Source organism: Pseudomonas sp. FW300-N2F2 (assembly GCF_017351655.1).
GTDB classification, from domain to species: domain Bacteria; phylum Pseudomonadota; class Gammaproteobacteria; order Pseudomonadales; family Pseudomonadaceae; genus Aquipseudomonas; species Aquipseudomonas fluorescens_AA.
In genome coordinates, this window is record NZ_JACNDQ010000002.1 from 1,013,828 (window position 1) to 1,027,240 (window position 13,413).

At 62.3% G+C, this 13,413-nt stretch carries 12 protein-coding genes; all 12 read left to right on the forward strand.

The annotated features are described in order from the left end of the window. The 12 genes from iolE (at nt 1) to J4E63_RS19260 (ending at nt 13,349) form a co-directional block, all read left to right on the forward strand. Nucleotides 1-891 (forward strand): myo-inosose-2 dehydratase, encoded by an 891-nt coding sequence (gene iolE, locus J4E63_RS19205; RefSeq protein WP_207282993.1) that lies wholly within the window; start codon nt 1-3, stop codon nt 889-891. Further along, entirely contained in the window at nt 888-1,697 is an 810-nt protein-coding gene (iolB, locus tag J4E63_RS19210; RefSeq protein ID WP_207282994.1) for a 5-deoxy-glucuronate isomerase, read from the forward strand. Before iolE ends, iolB begins: the two co-directional genes overlap by 4 nt. Nucleotides 1,698-1,727: 30 nt before the next feature. Then, nucleotides 1,728-3,230, forward strand: coding sequence for a CoA-acylating methylmalonate-semialdehyde dehydrogenase (locus tag J4E63_RS19215; protein WP_207282995.1), 1,503 nt, complete (start codon nt 1,728-1,730; stop codon nt 3,228-3,230). Nucleotides 3,231-3,264: 34 nt separating this feature from the next. Next, nucleotides 3,265-4,086: a TIM barrel protein gene (locus J4E63_RS19220; RefSeq protein WP_060741735.1), complete on the forward strand. Its 822-nt coding sequence runs from the start codon at nt 3,265-3,267 to the stop codon at nt 4,084-4,086. Between the two features lie 166 nt (nt 4,087-4,252). Then, nucleotides 4,253-6,184 (forward strand): 3D-(3,5/4)-trihydroxycyclohexane-1,2-dione acylhydrolase (decyclizing), encoded by a 1,932-nt coding sequence (gene iolD / locus J4E63_RS19225; protein ID WP_207282996.1) that lies wholly within the window; start codon nt 4,253-4,255, stop codon nt 6,182-6,184. Nucleotides 6,185-6,213: 29 nt separating this feature from the next. Further along, nucleotides 6,214-7,224, forward strand: a complete 1,011-nt coding sequence (locus J4E63_RS19230) for a Gfo/Idh/MocA family protein (protein WP_207282997.1) — start codon at nt 6,214-6,216, stop codon at nt 7,222-7,224. Between the two features lie 266 nt (nt 7,225-7,490). Next, the gene (locus J4E63_RS19235) at nt 7,491-8,543 is read left to right on the forward strand and encodes a Gfo/Idh/MocA family oxidoreductase (protein WP_207282998.1); all 1,053 of its coding nucleotides are present in this window, start codon (nt 7,491-7,493) and stop codon (nt 8,541-8,543) included. 142 nt (nt 8,544-8,685) lie between these two features. Next, complete coding sequence (locus tag J4E63_RS19240) at nt 8,686-8,838, forward strand: hypothetical protein (protein WP_207282999.1); 153 nt, start codon at nt 8,686-8,688, stop codon at nt 8,836-8,838. A gap of 51 nt (nt 8,839-8,889) precedes the next feature. Next, the gene (locus tag J4E63_RS19245) at nt 8,890-9,816 is read left to right on the forward strand and encodes a sugar ABC transporter substrate-binding protein (protein ID WP_207283000.1); all 927 of its coding nucleotides are present in this window, start codon (nt 8,890-8,892) and stop codon (nt 9,814-9,816) included. Between the two features lie 74 nt (nt 9,817-9,890). Continuing rightward, nucleotides 9,891-11,444, forward strand: a complete 1,554-nt coding sequence (locus J4E63_RS19250; protein ID WP_092204849.1) for a sugar ABC transporter ATP-binding protein — start codon at nt 9,891-9,893, stop codon at nt 11,442-11,444. Between the two features lie 149 nt (nt 11,445-11,593). Next, nucleotides 11,594-12,616 (forward strand): ABC transporter permease, encoded by a 1,023-nt coding sequence (locus tag J4E63_RS19255; RefSeq protein WP_207283001.1) that lies wholly within the window; start codon nt 11,594-11,596, stop codon nt 12,614-12,616. Nucleotides 12,617-12,944: 328 nt separating this feature from the next. Further along, the gene (locus tag J4E63_RS19260) at nt 12,945-13,349 is read left to right on the forward strand and encodes a TraR/DksA C4-type zinc finger protein (protein WP_003202859.1); all 405 of its coding nucleotides are present in this window, start codon (nt 12,945-12,947) and stop codon (nt 13,347-13,349) included. Nucleotides 13,350-13,413: the final 64 nt, after the last annotated feature.

Genomic DNA, 13,413 nt, shown 5'->3' on the forward strand with positions numbered 1-13,413 from the left:
ATGCCCGCTATTCGAATTGGCATCAACCCGATTTCCTGGAGCAACGACGACTTGCCATCGTTGGGCGGCGAGACGCCGTTGAGTACCGCGCTGAGTGAAGGCAAAGCCATCGGCTACGAAGGCTTCGAGCTCAACGGCAAGTTCCCCAAGGACGCCAAGGGCGTCGGCGATGTGCTACGGCCGTACGACCTGGCGCTGGTCTCCGGCTGGTATTCCAGTCGCCTGGCCCGGCGCTCGGCGGCCGAGGAAATCGACGCCATCGCCAGTCACGTCGAGCTGCTGGCGCAGAACGGCGCCAACGTGTTGGTGTACGGCGAAGTCGCCGATTCCATTCAAGGCCAACGCATTCCATTGGTCGAGCGGCCGCGTTTTCACACCGACGAAGCCTGGCAAGCCTACGCCGACAAACTCACCGAACTGGCGCGCTTCACCTTGTCCCAAGGCGTGCGCCTGGCCTACCACCATCACATGGGCGCCTATGTCGAGTCGCCCGCGGACATCGACAAATTGATGGCCCTGACCGGCAGCGAAGTAGGCCTGTTGTTCGATTCGGGTCACTGCTACATGGGCGGGGGTGAACCGCTGCAGGTCTTGCGCAAGCACATCGAACGGGTCTGCCATGTGCACTTCAAGGACGTGCGCAAACCGGTGGTGCAACTGGCGCGCAACAACCTCTGGAGCTTCCCCGACTGCATCATCAACGGCACCTTCACCGTGCCGGGGGATGGCGATATCGATTTCGCCGCGTTGCTCGATGTGCTGCTGGCCGCCGACTACCAAGGTTGGCTGGTGGTGGAAGCCGAGCAGGATCCTGCCGTAGCGCCGAGTTATGCCTACGCCAAGAAGGGTTACGACACCCTGCGTGCCTTGCTGGAAAGGAGTGCGTCATGAGCCTGTTGATCAAAAGCCATCCAGAGGGCCAGACCATGGTCCAGTTGCCCCGTGGAGAACTGGAGTACGTCGGCTTCGCCGCCTATCGCTTGAGCCTCGGTGAAACCCTACCGGTGGCCGCCGGAGACAAGGAATTGTGCCTGGTGCTGCTCAGCGGGCGCATCAGCCTCAAGGGCGAAGCGCCAGGGCAGGGCGCGTTCGATTGGGACAACCTCGGGGATCGCCAGTCGGTGTTCGAGGACAAATCACCCTATGCCGCCTACCTGCCGCCCGGCAGTCAGGCCCAGGTAACCGCCCTCAGCGATGTACAGATCGCCGTGTGTGCCGCGCCGGGTTCGGCCCAAAACGAGTACGGCCCGCGCTTGATCCGGCCAGACAGCATGAAACGCAGCGTGCGCGGCAAGGGCGCCAACACCCGTTATGTCTGCGACATTCTGCCGGACAGCGAACCGGCCCACTCGCTGCTGGTGGTGGAAGTGCGCACGCCGTCGGGTCACTCGTCGAGCTACCCACCGCACAAACACGACACCGATGACCTGCCGCACCAGAGCTTCCTGGAGGAAACCTATTACCACCAGGTCAACCCGTCCCAAGGCTTCGTGTTCCAGCGGGTCTACACCGACGACCGCAGCATCGACCAGGCCATGGCCGTGGAGAACAGCGACCTGGTGGTGGTACCCAAGGGCTATCACCCGGTCAGTGTGCCCTACGGGTACGAGTCGTATTACCTGAACGTCATGGCCGGCCCGAAGCGGGTCTGGCAATTCCATAACGATCCGCAGCACAGCTGGCTGCTCGACCTCTGAATGCCACACTTTCCACGGAGAACAAGAACAATGAGTGACGCCCCGGTAGTAGGCCATTACATCAACGGTCGAGTGCAGGCCAGCGACAGCGCGCGCCTGAGCAATGTCTTCAACCCGGCCACTGGCGCGGTGCAGGCCCAGGTGGCCCTGGCCGAACCGAGTACCGTCGACGCAGCGGTGGCTTCGGCGCTGGCGGCGTTCCCGGCCTGGTCCGAGCAGTCGTCCCTGCGCCGTTCGCGGGTGATGTTCAAGTTCAAGGAATTGCTCGATCGGCATCACGACGAACTGGCGCAGATCATCAGCCGTGAACACGGCAAGGTGCTGTCCGACGCCCACGGTGAAGTCACCCGGGGCATCGAGATCGTCGAGTACGCCTGCGGTGCGCCGAACCTGCTCAAGACCGATTTCAGCGACAACATCGGCGGTGGCATCGACAACTGGAACCTGCGCCAGCCCCTGGGTGTTTGCGCCGGGGTCACGCCGTTCAACTTCCCGGTGATGGTGCCTTTGTGGATGATTCCTCTGGCGCTGGTCGCCGGCAACTGCTTCATCCTCAAGCCTTCGGAGCGCGACCCGTCCGCCAGTTTGCTGATGGCCCGCTTGCTGACGGAAGCCGGCCTGCCGGATGGCGTGTTCAACGTCGTCCAAGGCGACAAGGTGGCGGTGGATGCGCTGTTGCAGCACCCGGACATCGAAGCGATTTCCTTTGTCGGCTCCACACCGATCGCTGAGTACATCCACCAGCAAGGTACGGCGCAGGGCAAGCGCGTCCAGGCCCTGGGCGGGGCGAAGAACCACATGATCGTCATGCCCGATGCCGACCTCGACCAAGCCGCGGATGCGTTGATCGGGGCGGCCTACGGCTCGGCCGGCGAGCGTTGCATGGCGATTTCCATCGCCGTGGCGGTGGGGGATGTGGGGGATGAATTGATTGCCAAACTGTTACCCCGCATTGATCAATTGAAGATCGGCAACGGCCAGCAGCCCGGCACCGACATGGGGCCGTTGGTCACCGCCGAGCACAAGGCCAAGGTGGAAGGTTTCATCGACGCCGGCGTGGCCGAGGGCGCGCGCCTGATCGTCGATGGCCGTGGTTTCAAGGTGCCGGGGGCCGAGCAGGGGTTCTTTGTCGGCGCGACGCTGTTCGACCAGGTCACCGCCGAGATGAGCATCTACCAGCAAGAGATTTTCGGACCGGTGCTGGGGATTGTCCGTGTGCCGGACTTCGCCACGGCAGTGGCGCTGATCAATGCCCATGAATTCGGCAACGGCGTGTCGTGCTTCACCCGTGACGGCGGCATCGCCCGGGCGTTCGCCCGTAACATCAAGGTCGGCATGGTGGGCATCAACGTGCCGATCCCGGTGCCCATGGCCTGGCATTCCTTTGGCGGCTGGAAGCGTTCGCTGTTCGGCGATCACCATGCCTACGGTGAAGAAGGCCTGCGCTTCTACAGCCGCTACAAAAGCGTGATGCAGCGCTGGCCCGACAGCATCGCCAAGGGGCCCGAGTTCAGCATGCCGACTGCTCAATAACCCGTTTTTTACAAGTGCCGGAGCGAGAATAACAATGAACAAGCCCCTGCGTTTTGCCTTGAACCGAATGGTTGCACCGCGCCTGTCACTGCCCGAGTTCATCGACCTGGCGCTGGCGTTGAGAACCGATGCCATCGAGATCCGCAACGATCTGAAGGGTGTCGAGATCGAAGACGGCATGCCGCCCGGTCGGGTGCGCGAGTTATGTGAGGAAAGGGGCATCAAGGTGTTGTCGATCAATGCCCTTTACCCCTTCGACGTGTGGAACGAGGAGCGTCGGACCCAAGCGGTGAGGTTGGCCGACTACGCCCGCGAATGCGGCGCCGAAGGGCTGGTGATGTGCCCGCTCAATGACCGCGCCGACCCGCGCAGCGAAGCCGAGCGCGCCGCAGGGCTGCGTACGGCCCTTAGCGAACTGGCGCCGATCCTGCGCGCCTTTGGCATCTACGGTTTCATCGAGCCTCTGGGTTTCGAAGAGTGCTCGCTGCGGCGCAAGCGCACGGCAGTGGACGCGATCCAGGCCATCGGCGGGCTGGATGTGTTCCGCCTGGTGCACGACACCTTTCACCATCATCTGGCGGGGGAGCAGGCGTTCTTTCCCGAACTGACCGGGCTGGTGCACATCTCCGGCGTCGAAGATGCCCAGGCCCCCTTGGCGACGATTCGTGACGGCCACCGGGTGCTGGTGGGCGCGGCTGACATTCTCGGCAATGCCGCGCAGATCGAGGCGCTGCGGGCCGGTGGGTACGAGGGTTACCTGTCCTTCGAGCCGTTTGCCGAGAGCGTCCATGAACTGGCCGACATTCGCCAGGCGTTGGGGGCGAGCATGAATCACCTGCAAAGCTCACAGGCCTGACCCGATTGTTGGTCTGGCGCAGACCCCATGTGGGAGCGGGCTTGCTCGCGAAGGCGGTGGCACACTCAACATCGATTTCGCCTGGCACACCGCTTTCGCGAGCAAGCCCGCTCCCACAGGAGATTTGGACCAGCCGCAAGATGTGCATTCCAAAAAAGGTGCAAGCATGACCACAACACGACTGACCATGGCCCAGGCCCTGGTGAAATTCCTCGATAACCAGTACATCGAGGTCGATGGCGTCCAGAGCAAGTTCGTCGCCGGGGTCTTTACCATTTTCGGCCACGGCAACGTGCTGGGCCTGGGCCAGGCGCTGGAGCAGGACAGCGGCGACCTGGTGGTCCATCAGGGCCGCAACGAGCAGGGCATGGCCCATGCCGCCATCGGGTTTGCCAAGCAGCACCTGCGGCGCAAGATCTACGCCTGCAGCTCGTCGGTGGGCCCCGGTGCGGCGAACATGCTGACCGCCGCGGCCACCGCCACGGCCAATCGCATTCCGCTGCTGCTATTGCCCGGCGATGTCTACGCCAGTCGCCAGCCGGACCCGGTGCTGCAGCAGATCGAACAGTTTCACGACCTGAGCATCAGCACCAACGATGCGTTCAAGGCCGTGAGCAAATATTGGGATCGGATCAATCGCCCCGAACAGCTGATGACTGCCGCGATTCATGCGATGCGCGTGCTGACCGATCCGGCCGAAACCGGCGCGGTGACCCTGGCGCTGCCCCAGGACGTGCAGGCCGAAGCCTACGATTATCCGGATTATTTCCTGCAAAAACGCGTGCACCGCATCGAACGCCGCCCGGCTACCGAAGCGATGCTCGGCGATGCCCTGGCGCTGCTCAAGGGCAAGCGCCGGCCGCTGATTATCTGCGGCGGTGGGGTGCGCTACTCCGGTGCCAACGCGGCGTTGCTGGCCTTTGCCGAGCGCTTCGCGATTCCCTTCGCCGAGACCCAGGCCGGCAAGAGTGCGGTGGTGTCCAGCCACCCGCTGAACGTCGGCGGCGTCGGTGAAACCGGTTGCCTGGCGGCGAACCTGCTGGCCAAGAAGGCCGACCTGATCATCGGCATCGGCACGCGCTACAGCGATTTCACCACCGGCTCCAAATGGTTGTTCCAGCACCCGGATGTGCAGTTCCTCAATCTCAATATCAGCCCCTGCGACGCCTTGAAGCTCGACGGCGTGCAACTGCTGGCCGACGCCCGCTCGGGCCTGGAGTCGCTGTCCGCCGCGCTGGGCGACTATCGCGCTGAATGGGGTGGGCAGATCGCCGACGCCAAGGCCCAGTTGGACGCCGAGGTCGATCGGATCTACCAGGCCGATTATCAAACCGAGGATTTCCTCCCGGAAATCGACGACCACATGGACCCGGCGGTGTTTCGCGAATTCATCGAACTCACCGGTTCCTGCCTGACCCAGAGCCGCGTGCTGGGCACCCTCAACGAAACCCTGGCCGACGATGCGATTATCGTCGCCGCCGCCGGCAGCTTGCCCGGCGACTTGCAGCGCGCCTGGCGCAGCAAGGGCGTGAACACCTATCACGTCGAGTACGGCTATTCGTGCATGGGTTATGAGGTGAACGCAGCCTTGGGCGTGAAACTCGCCGAGCCCGATAAAGAGGTGTACGCCCTGGTGGGCGATGGCTCCTACATGATGCTGCACTCGGAACTGGCGACCTCGATCCAGGAGCGCCGCAAAATCAACGTGGTGCTGCTGGACAACATGGCCTTCGGCTGCATCAACAATTTGCAGATGGGAAATGGCATGGACAGCTTCGGCACCGAGTTCCGTTTCCGCAACCCGGACACCGGCAAGCTCGACGGCGCCTTCGTGCCGGTGGACTTCGCCATGAGTGCCGCGGCCTACGGCTGCAAGACCTACAAGGCGACGACCCTGGAGGAGCTGCGCGCGGCCCTGGCGGATGCGCGGCGCCAGACGGTCTCCACCTTGATCGACATCAAGGTCCTGCCCAAGACCATGATTCACAGCTACCTGTCGTGGTGGCGGGTGGGCGTGGCGCAGGTCTCCACCAGTGCTCGCACCGATGCGGTTGCCAAGACCCTCAATGAACGACTGGCCCAGGCTCGTCAGTATTAATTGCCCCAATCCTATGAAAGGAGTTCTACATGTCTTTGAAGCTGGGCGTCATCGGCACCGGGGCCATCGGCCAGGACCATATCCGTCGTTGCAGCCAGACCTTGCTCAACAGCCAGGTGGTGGCGGTGACCGACATCAACCTGCAACAAGCGGCCAAGGTCGTGGCCGATCTCAAGCTGACCGCCGAGGTCTACCCTGACGGCCATGCGTTGATCAAGGCGCCGGACGTGGAGGCGATCCTTGTCACCTCCTGGGGACCGAGCCATGAAGAGTTCGTGCTGGCGGCGATTGCGGCGGGCAAACCGGTGTTCTGTGAAAAGCCACTGGCGGTCACGGCCGAAGGTTGCCGCAAGATCGTCGAGGCCGAAGTGGCCCATGGCAAGCGCCTGGTGCAAGTCGGTTTCATGCGCCCCTACGATGAAGGCTATCGGGCGCTCAAGGCGGTGATCGACAGCGGCCAGATCGGTGAGCCGCTGATGCTGCACTGCGCCCACCGCAACCCGAGCGTGGGCGAGAACTACAAGACCGACATGGCGATCACCGACACCTTGATCCACGAGCTGGATGTGTTGCGCTGGTTGTTGGCCGATGACTACGTGTCGGTGCAGGTGGTGTTCCCACGCAAGACCAGCAAGGCCCTGGCTCATTTGCGGGACCCGCAGATCGTCCTGTTGGAAACCGCCCGGGGCACGCGCATCGACGTCGAGGTGTTCGTCAATTGCCAGTACGGCTATGACATCCAGTGCGAAGTGGTGGGGGAGACCGGCATCGCCAAGCTGCCGGAGCCGTCCCAGGTGCAACTGCGCAGCGGCGCCAAGTTGTCCAATGCGATCCTGATGGATTGGAAGGACCGTTTCATCGCCGCTTATGACGTCGAGTTGCAGGCCTTCATCGACGGTGTGCGCGCCGGGCAAGTGGGTGGGCCATCGGCCTGGGATGGGTTTGCCGCGGCGGTGGCGGCGGATGCCTGTGTCGAAGCGCAGCAGAGCGGGCAGATCGTCAAGGTCGAGCTGCCCGAGCGCCCACCCTTCTATGGCTAACCCGCAATCCCTTGTGGGAGCGGGCTTGCTCGCGAAGGCGTAGTGTCAGTCGACATCAATGTTGAATGTACCGCCGTCTTCGCGAGCAAGCTCGCTCTCACAGTCGACTGCGTTCCCTCAAAGGTACTCGGTCAAATGGTGGGAGCTGAGCTTGCTCGCGATGGCGTAGTGTCAGTCGACATCAATGTTGAATGTATCGCCGTCTTCGCGAGCAAGCTCAGCTCCCACAGGGATTGCATTCATTCAGTGATTAACAAGGAGCTTTCATGCGAATCGGGCTAGTCGGCTACGGCAAGGGTGGGCGGTTCTTTCACGCGCCGCTGATCAGCAGTCTGCCGGGGGCTACGTTCGTCGGTGTGGTGACCCGGTCTGCCGAGCGCCGCCAACAATTGGCCAGCGATCACCCGCAGGCCCAGGCCTTCGACACCCTCGAACAATTGGTGGCGGCCGGCGTCGATGCGGTGGTGGTGTCCACGCCTTTGGACGGTCGCCCGGCCATAGTGATGCACGCCATCGAACTCGGCGTGGCGGTGGTCAGCGACAAACCGTTCGCCCCTGACGCCGCGCAGGCCGAGGCGATGGTGTTGGCCGCCGAACGTCGCAATGTGCCCTTGAGCGTGTACCAGAACCGCCGCTGGGATTCGGATTTCCTGACCCTGCGCAAACTGTTGGCCTCCGGGGCACTCGGGCAAGTCATTCGTTTCGAGTCGAGTGTCGAACGTTATTCGCCAGCCTCGGTAGGCAAAGGCAGCGGTGGTGGGTTCCTGCGCGATTTGGGCAGCCACTTGGTGGACCAGGCGCTGCAACTGTTCGGGCCGGTGGTGCGGGTCTACGCCGAGTTGGACTACCGGCAGCCGGACCAGGTGTTCGACAACGGTTTCTTCATGTCCTTGACCCATGCCAGCGGCGTAATCTCCCACTTGAGCGGCAATTGCGTGCAAAACGCACCGCGCCCGCGCTTTCGGGTCAACGGCACCCAGGGCTGCTACACCGTCGACGGCTTGGACGGGCAGGAGGCCCAGGCGTTGGCCGGGTTGAGCCCAGCGACCGAGGGCGAGCGCTGGGGGGCTGAGGAACATCGGCGCTGGGGCTGGTTCGAACATGGCACCGAGCGCGAGCGGGTGACCTCGGAGCGTGGCTGCTGGCTGGCGTTCTACCAACACCTGCAAACCGCGTTGCAGGGCACTGGCCCGCTGCCGGTGGAGGCCCGTGATGCGCTGGCGACCACGCGCATCCTCGACGCTGCCAGGCAGAGTGCCGGGCAGGGCGAAGTGGTGCGGTTGTCCACGCCGGTGGGTCATGGAATAAAAAACGAATAAAATTCTAAAATCAGTTGATATGGAAAATATTTTCCAATAAAGTCGATTCCAGGTTACCGACAACCCTGTTTGTCTTCCGCCAAGCCAGCCTTGAATGGACGACAGACGAAACAAAAACAAGAAACACAGCTAGGTACCGTCGATGAAAACCTTCAGCCGTTCTGCGTTTCACCTGCCACGTCTACTGCGCTTGTCCGCAGTCTTTCCCCTGTTCGAATTCCTGTGTATCCAGCGCAACGGCGCCGTGGTCTGTTGCATGCCCGGCGCGCCCATCGTGCGCTTGCCCCGTTCCTGATCCGCTACGCCTTATCCATAAAACCAACAAAAAAGTGGAGAAAGACCGTTCATGAAGACCAAGACCCGTATCGCCTCGCTGGCCCTGTCGTTGATGCTCACCAGCGGCGCTGCCCTGGCGGACCTGAAGATCGGCGTCAGCATGTCCCAGTTCGATGACACCTGGTTGACCTACCTGCGCGAATCCATGGACAAGAAAGCCAAGTCCCTGCCGGACGGCGTCACCCTGCAGTTCGAAGATGCTCGCAGCGACGTGGTCAAGCAGCTGAGCCAGGTGGAAAGCTTCATCAGCCAGAAGGTCGATGCGCTCATCGTCAACCCGGTGGACACCGCCGCGACCCAGCGCATCACCAAGGCCGCCGTGGCGGCCGGCATCCCGCTGGTGTACGTCAACCGCCGCCCGGACGATCCGAAGTTACCGGAAGGCGTGGTCACCGTGGCCTCCGACGACCTGGAAGCCGGTCGCATGCAGATGCAATACCTGGCTGAAAAAATGGGCGGCAAGGGCAACATCGTGATCCTCTTGGGTGACCTGGCCAACAACTCCACCGCCAACCGCACCAAGGGCGTCAAGGAAGTGCTGGCCAAGTACCCGGGCATCAAGATCGAACAGGAACAGACCGGCACCTGGTTGCGCGACAAGGGCATGACCCTGGTCAACGACTGGCTGACCCAGGGACGCGAGTTCCAGGCGGTGGTGGCCAACAACGACGAGATGGCCATTGGCGCCGCGATGGCCCTCAAGCAAGCGGGCACCGAGAAAGGAAGCGTGTTGATTGCCGGGGTCGATGGCACGCCGGACGGTTTGAACGCGATCAAGAAAGGCGAAATGGCGGTCTCGGTGTTCCAGGACGCCAAGGGCCAGGCCGATGGTTCGATCGACACGGCGGTGAAAATGGTCAAGAAGCAGCCGGTCGAGCAGGCTGTCTGGGTGCCGTACCGCCTGATCACGCCGGAAAACGTCGATCAGTTCAAGTGACGTTCAACCCGGTCCCACCACAACAATAAGCAGGCAAGGTTGCAACGCCGACCTTGCCGAGGGAGTACCTGATCATGTTCGCTTCAGCGACTGCTTCGAGCGCCCCGGCGATGACTTTCCAGCCGGATGTATCACTTGATGAGCCGTACCTGCTGGAAGTCGTCAATGTCAGCAAGGGCTTTCCCGGTGTGGTGGCCCTGTCCGATGTTCAATTGCGGGTACGCCCCGGTTCCGTGCTGGCCCTGATGGGCGAGAACGGTGCGGGCAAATCGACCTTGATGAAGATCATCGCCGGCATCTACCAGCCCGACGCCGGTGAACTGCGCCTGCGCGGCAAGCCGGTGACGTTCGACACGCCGCTGGCGGCGTTGCAGGCCGGCATCGCGATGATCCATCAGGAACTGAACCTGATGCCCCACATGAGCATCGCCGAAAACATCTGGATCGGCCGCGAGCAGCTCAACGGCCTGCACATGGTCGACCATGGCGAGATGCACCGTTGCACGGCCCGGCTGCTGGAACGCCTGCGCATCAAGCTCGATCCCGAGGAGCAGGTGGGCAACCTGAGCATCGCCGAGCGGCAGATGGTGGAGATTGCCAAGGCCGTCTCGTATGACTCCGACATCCTGATCATGGACGAGCCGACCTCGGCCATCACCGAGACCGAAGTCGCCCACCTGTTCTCGATCATTGCCGACCTCAAGTCCCAGGGTAAGGGCATCATCTACATCACCCACAAGATGAACGAAGTGTTCGCCATCGCCGATGAAGTGGCGGTGTTTCGCGACGGCGCCTACATCGGCCTGCAACGGGCCGACAGCATGGATGGCGACAGCCTGATTTCGATGATGGTCGGGCGCGAACTGAGCCAGTTGTTCCCGGTACGAGAGCAACCCATCGGTGAGTTGGTGCTGTCGGTGCGCGACCTGAGCCTGGACGGCATTTTCAAAGGCGTGTCCTTCGACCTGCATGCCGGGGAAATCCTGGGCATCGCCGGGTTGATGGGCTCGGGCCGGACCAACGTGGCCGAGGCGATTTTCGGCGTGACCCCGAGCACTGGCGGCGAGATCCGGCTGGACGGCCAACCCGTGCGCATCAGCGACCCACACATGGCCATCGAGAAGGGCTTCGCGCTGTTGACCGAGGACCGCAAGCTCAGCGGCCTGTTCCCGTGCCTGTCGGTGCTGGAGAACATGGAGATGGCGGTGCTGCCCCATTACGTCGGCAACGGTTTCATCCAGCAGAAAGCCCTGCGTACCTTGTGCGAGGACATGTGCAAGAAGCTGCGGGTCAAGACCCCGTCGCTGGAACAGTGCATCGACACCTTGTCCGGCGGCAACCAGCAGAAAGCGCTGTTGGCGCGCTGGCTGATGACCAACCCGCGCATCCTGATTCTCGACGAGCCGACCCGCGGCATCGATGTGGGCGCCAAGGCCGAGATCTATCGGCTGATTTCCTACCTCGCCAGCGAAGGCATGGCGGTGATCATGATTTCCTCGGAACTGCCGGAAGTATTGGGCATGAGCGACCGGGTCATGGTGATGCACGAAGGTGACCTGATGGGCACCCTCGACCGCAGCGAAGCGACCCAGGAACGAGTGATGCAACTGGCTTCGGGGCTGTCCTGATTGCCTGCTGGTAGAGAAGTGACATCGAGCAATATTCCCGTGGCGAGGGAGCTTGCTCCCGCTGGGGCGCGAAGCGGCCCGGTTCAAGAGCAACGGCGGCGCCCAGCGGCGACGAGCACCCTGGACAAAGAATAAAAAGGTGAATGGCTATGAACGCAATACTGGAAAACAAACCCGCGGCCGCACCGGCCAGGTCCCGGCGGCGCCTGCCGACGGAGCTGAGCATCTTCCTGGTGCTGATCGGCATCGGCCTGGTGTTCGAAATGTTCGGCTGGATCATGCGTGACCAGAGTTTCCTGATGAACTCCCAGCGCCTGGTGTTGATGATCCTGCAAGTGTCGATCATCGGCCTGCTGGCCATCGGCGTGACCCAGGTGATCATCACCACCGGTATCGACTTGTCGTCCGGCTCGGTGCTGGCGCTGTCGGCGATGATCGCCGCCAGCCTGGCCCAGACCTCGGACTTCGCCCGGGCGGTGTTTCCCTCGCTGACGGATTTGCCGGTGTGGATACCGGTGGTGGCGGGGCTCGGGGTGGGGCTGCTGGCCGGGGCAATCAACGGCAGCATCATTGCCATTACCGGCATCCCGCCATTCATCGCCACCCTCGGCATGATGGTCTCGGCCCGTGGCCTGGCGCGCTACTACACCGAAGGCCAGCCGGTGAGCATGTTGTCCGATTCCTACACCGCCATTGGCCATGGCGCCATGCCGGTGATCATTTTCCTGGTGGTGGCGGTGATCTTCCACATCGCCCTGCGCTACACCAAGTACGGCAAGTACACCTACGCCATTGGCGGCAACATGCAGGCGGCGCGGACCTCGGGCATCAACGTCAAGCGCCACCTGGTGATCGTCTACAGCATTGCCGGGTTGCTGGCGGGCTTGGCCGGCGTGGTGGCTTCGGCGCGAGCGGCGACCGGGCAGGCGGGCATGGGCATGTCCTACGAACTGGACGCGATTGCGGCGGCGGTGATCGGCGGCACCAGCCTGGCGGGCGGGGTGGGGCGCATCACCGGGACCGTGATCGGGGCGTTGATCCTGGGGGTGATGGCCAGCGGCTTTACCTTCGTCGGTGTCGATGCCTATATCCAGGACATCATCAAGGGCTTGATCATCGTCGTGGCAGTGGTCATCGACCAATACCGCAACAAGCGCAAACTCAAGCGCTGAACCCCCTGAGGTTGCGACAAAGCGCCACGCCTGACCCGCGTGGCGTTGCCATTTGTCTTCTTAATACAGCTATTGCACCGAATTTCTTGTTATAAACGCACTCCGATGACTGCCAAAAGCCTGTCAGAGAACATTTGAGGGGGTTGTCGGACATTTTCCCTATGTTTTCAGTTGCTGAGGCCTCGACTCGGCCTTAGACTGCCGCCCCTCGTAAATTGAGTGCCGGGTGGCGCTTGGAATAGACGGCGCCTTTCCCGATGAGCGTGGCAGCTGCGCTGCGGGACGCTCCATAATTCGCCTTAATGCACGTTTTTTTATAGAGAAATCAATGACAAAGGAAAAGTTGCTGGCCATGCCGGCGGATGACTACATGAATGCCGAGCAGCTGGCTTTCTTCACCAAGCTGTTGCAGAACATGAAGGTCGAAACCCACGAGCGCATCGAACAGAACCGAATCGCCATTGAAAGCCTGGACACCCCGGCCGACCCGGCGGACGCTGCTTCCGTAGAAGAAGAGCGTACCTGGCTGGTCAACGCCATCGATCGCGACCAGCGCATGCTGCCTCAACTGGAGCAGGCCCTGGACCGCATCAACGACGACAGCTTCGGCTGGTGCGACGACAGCGGCGAGCCGATCGGCCTCAAGCGCCTGCTGATCAGCCCGACCACCAAGTACTGCATCGAAGCCCAGGAACGTCACGAACAGATCGACAAGCACCAGCGTCAGGCCTGATTCGCGTTTTCCGAAAAAAGATCGCGACCTTTTGACGAAGGCCGCGATCTTTTGCTTTCGCCCG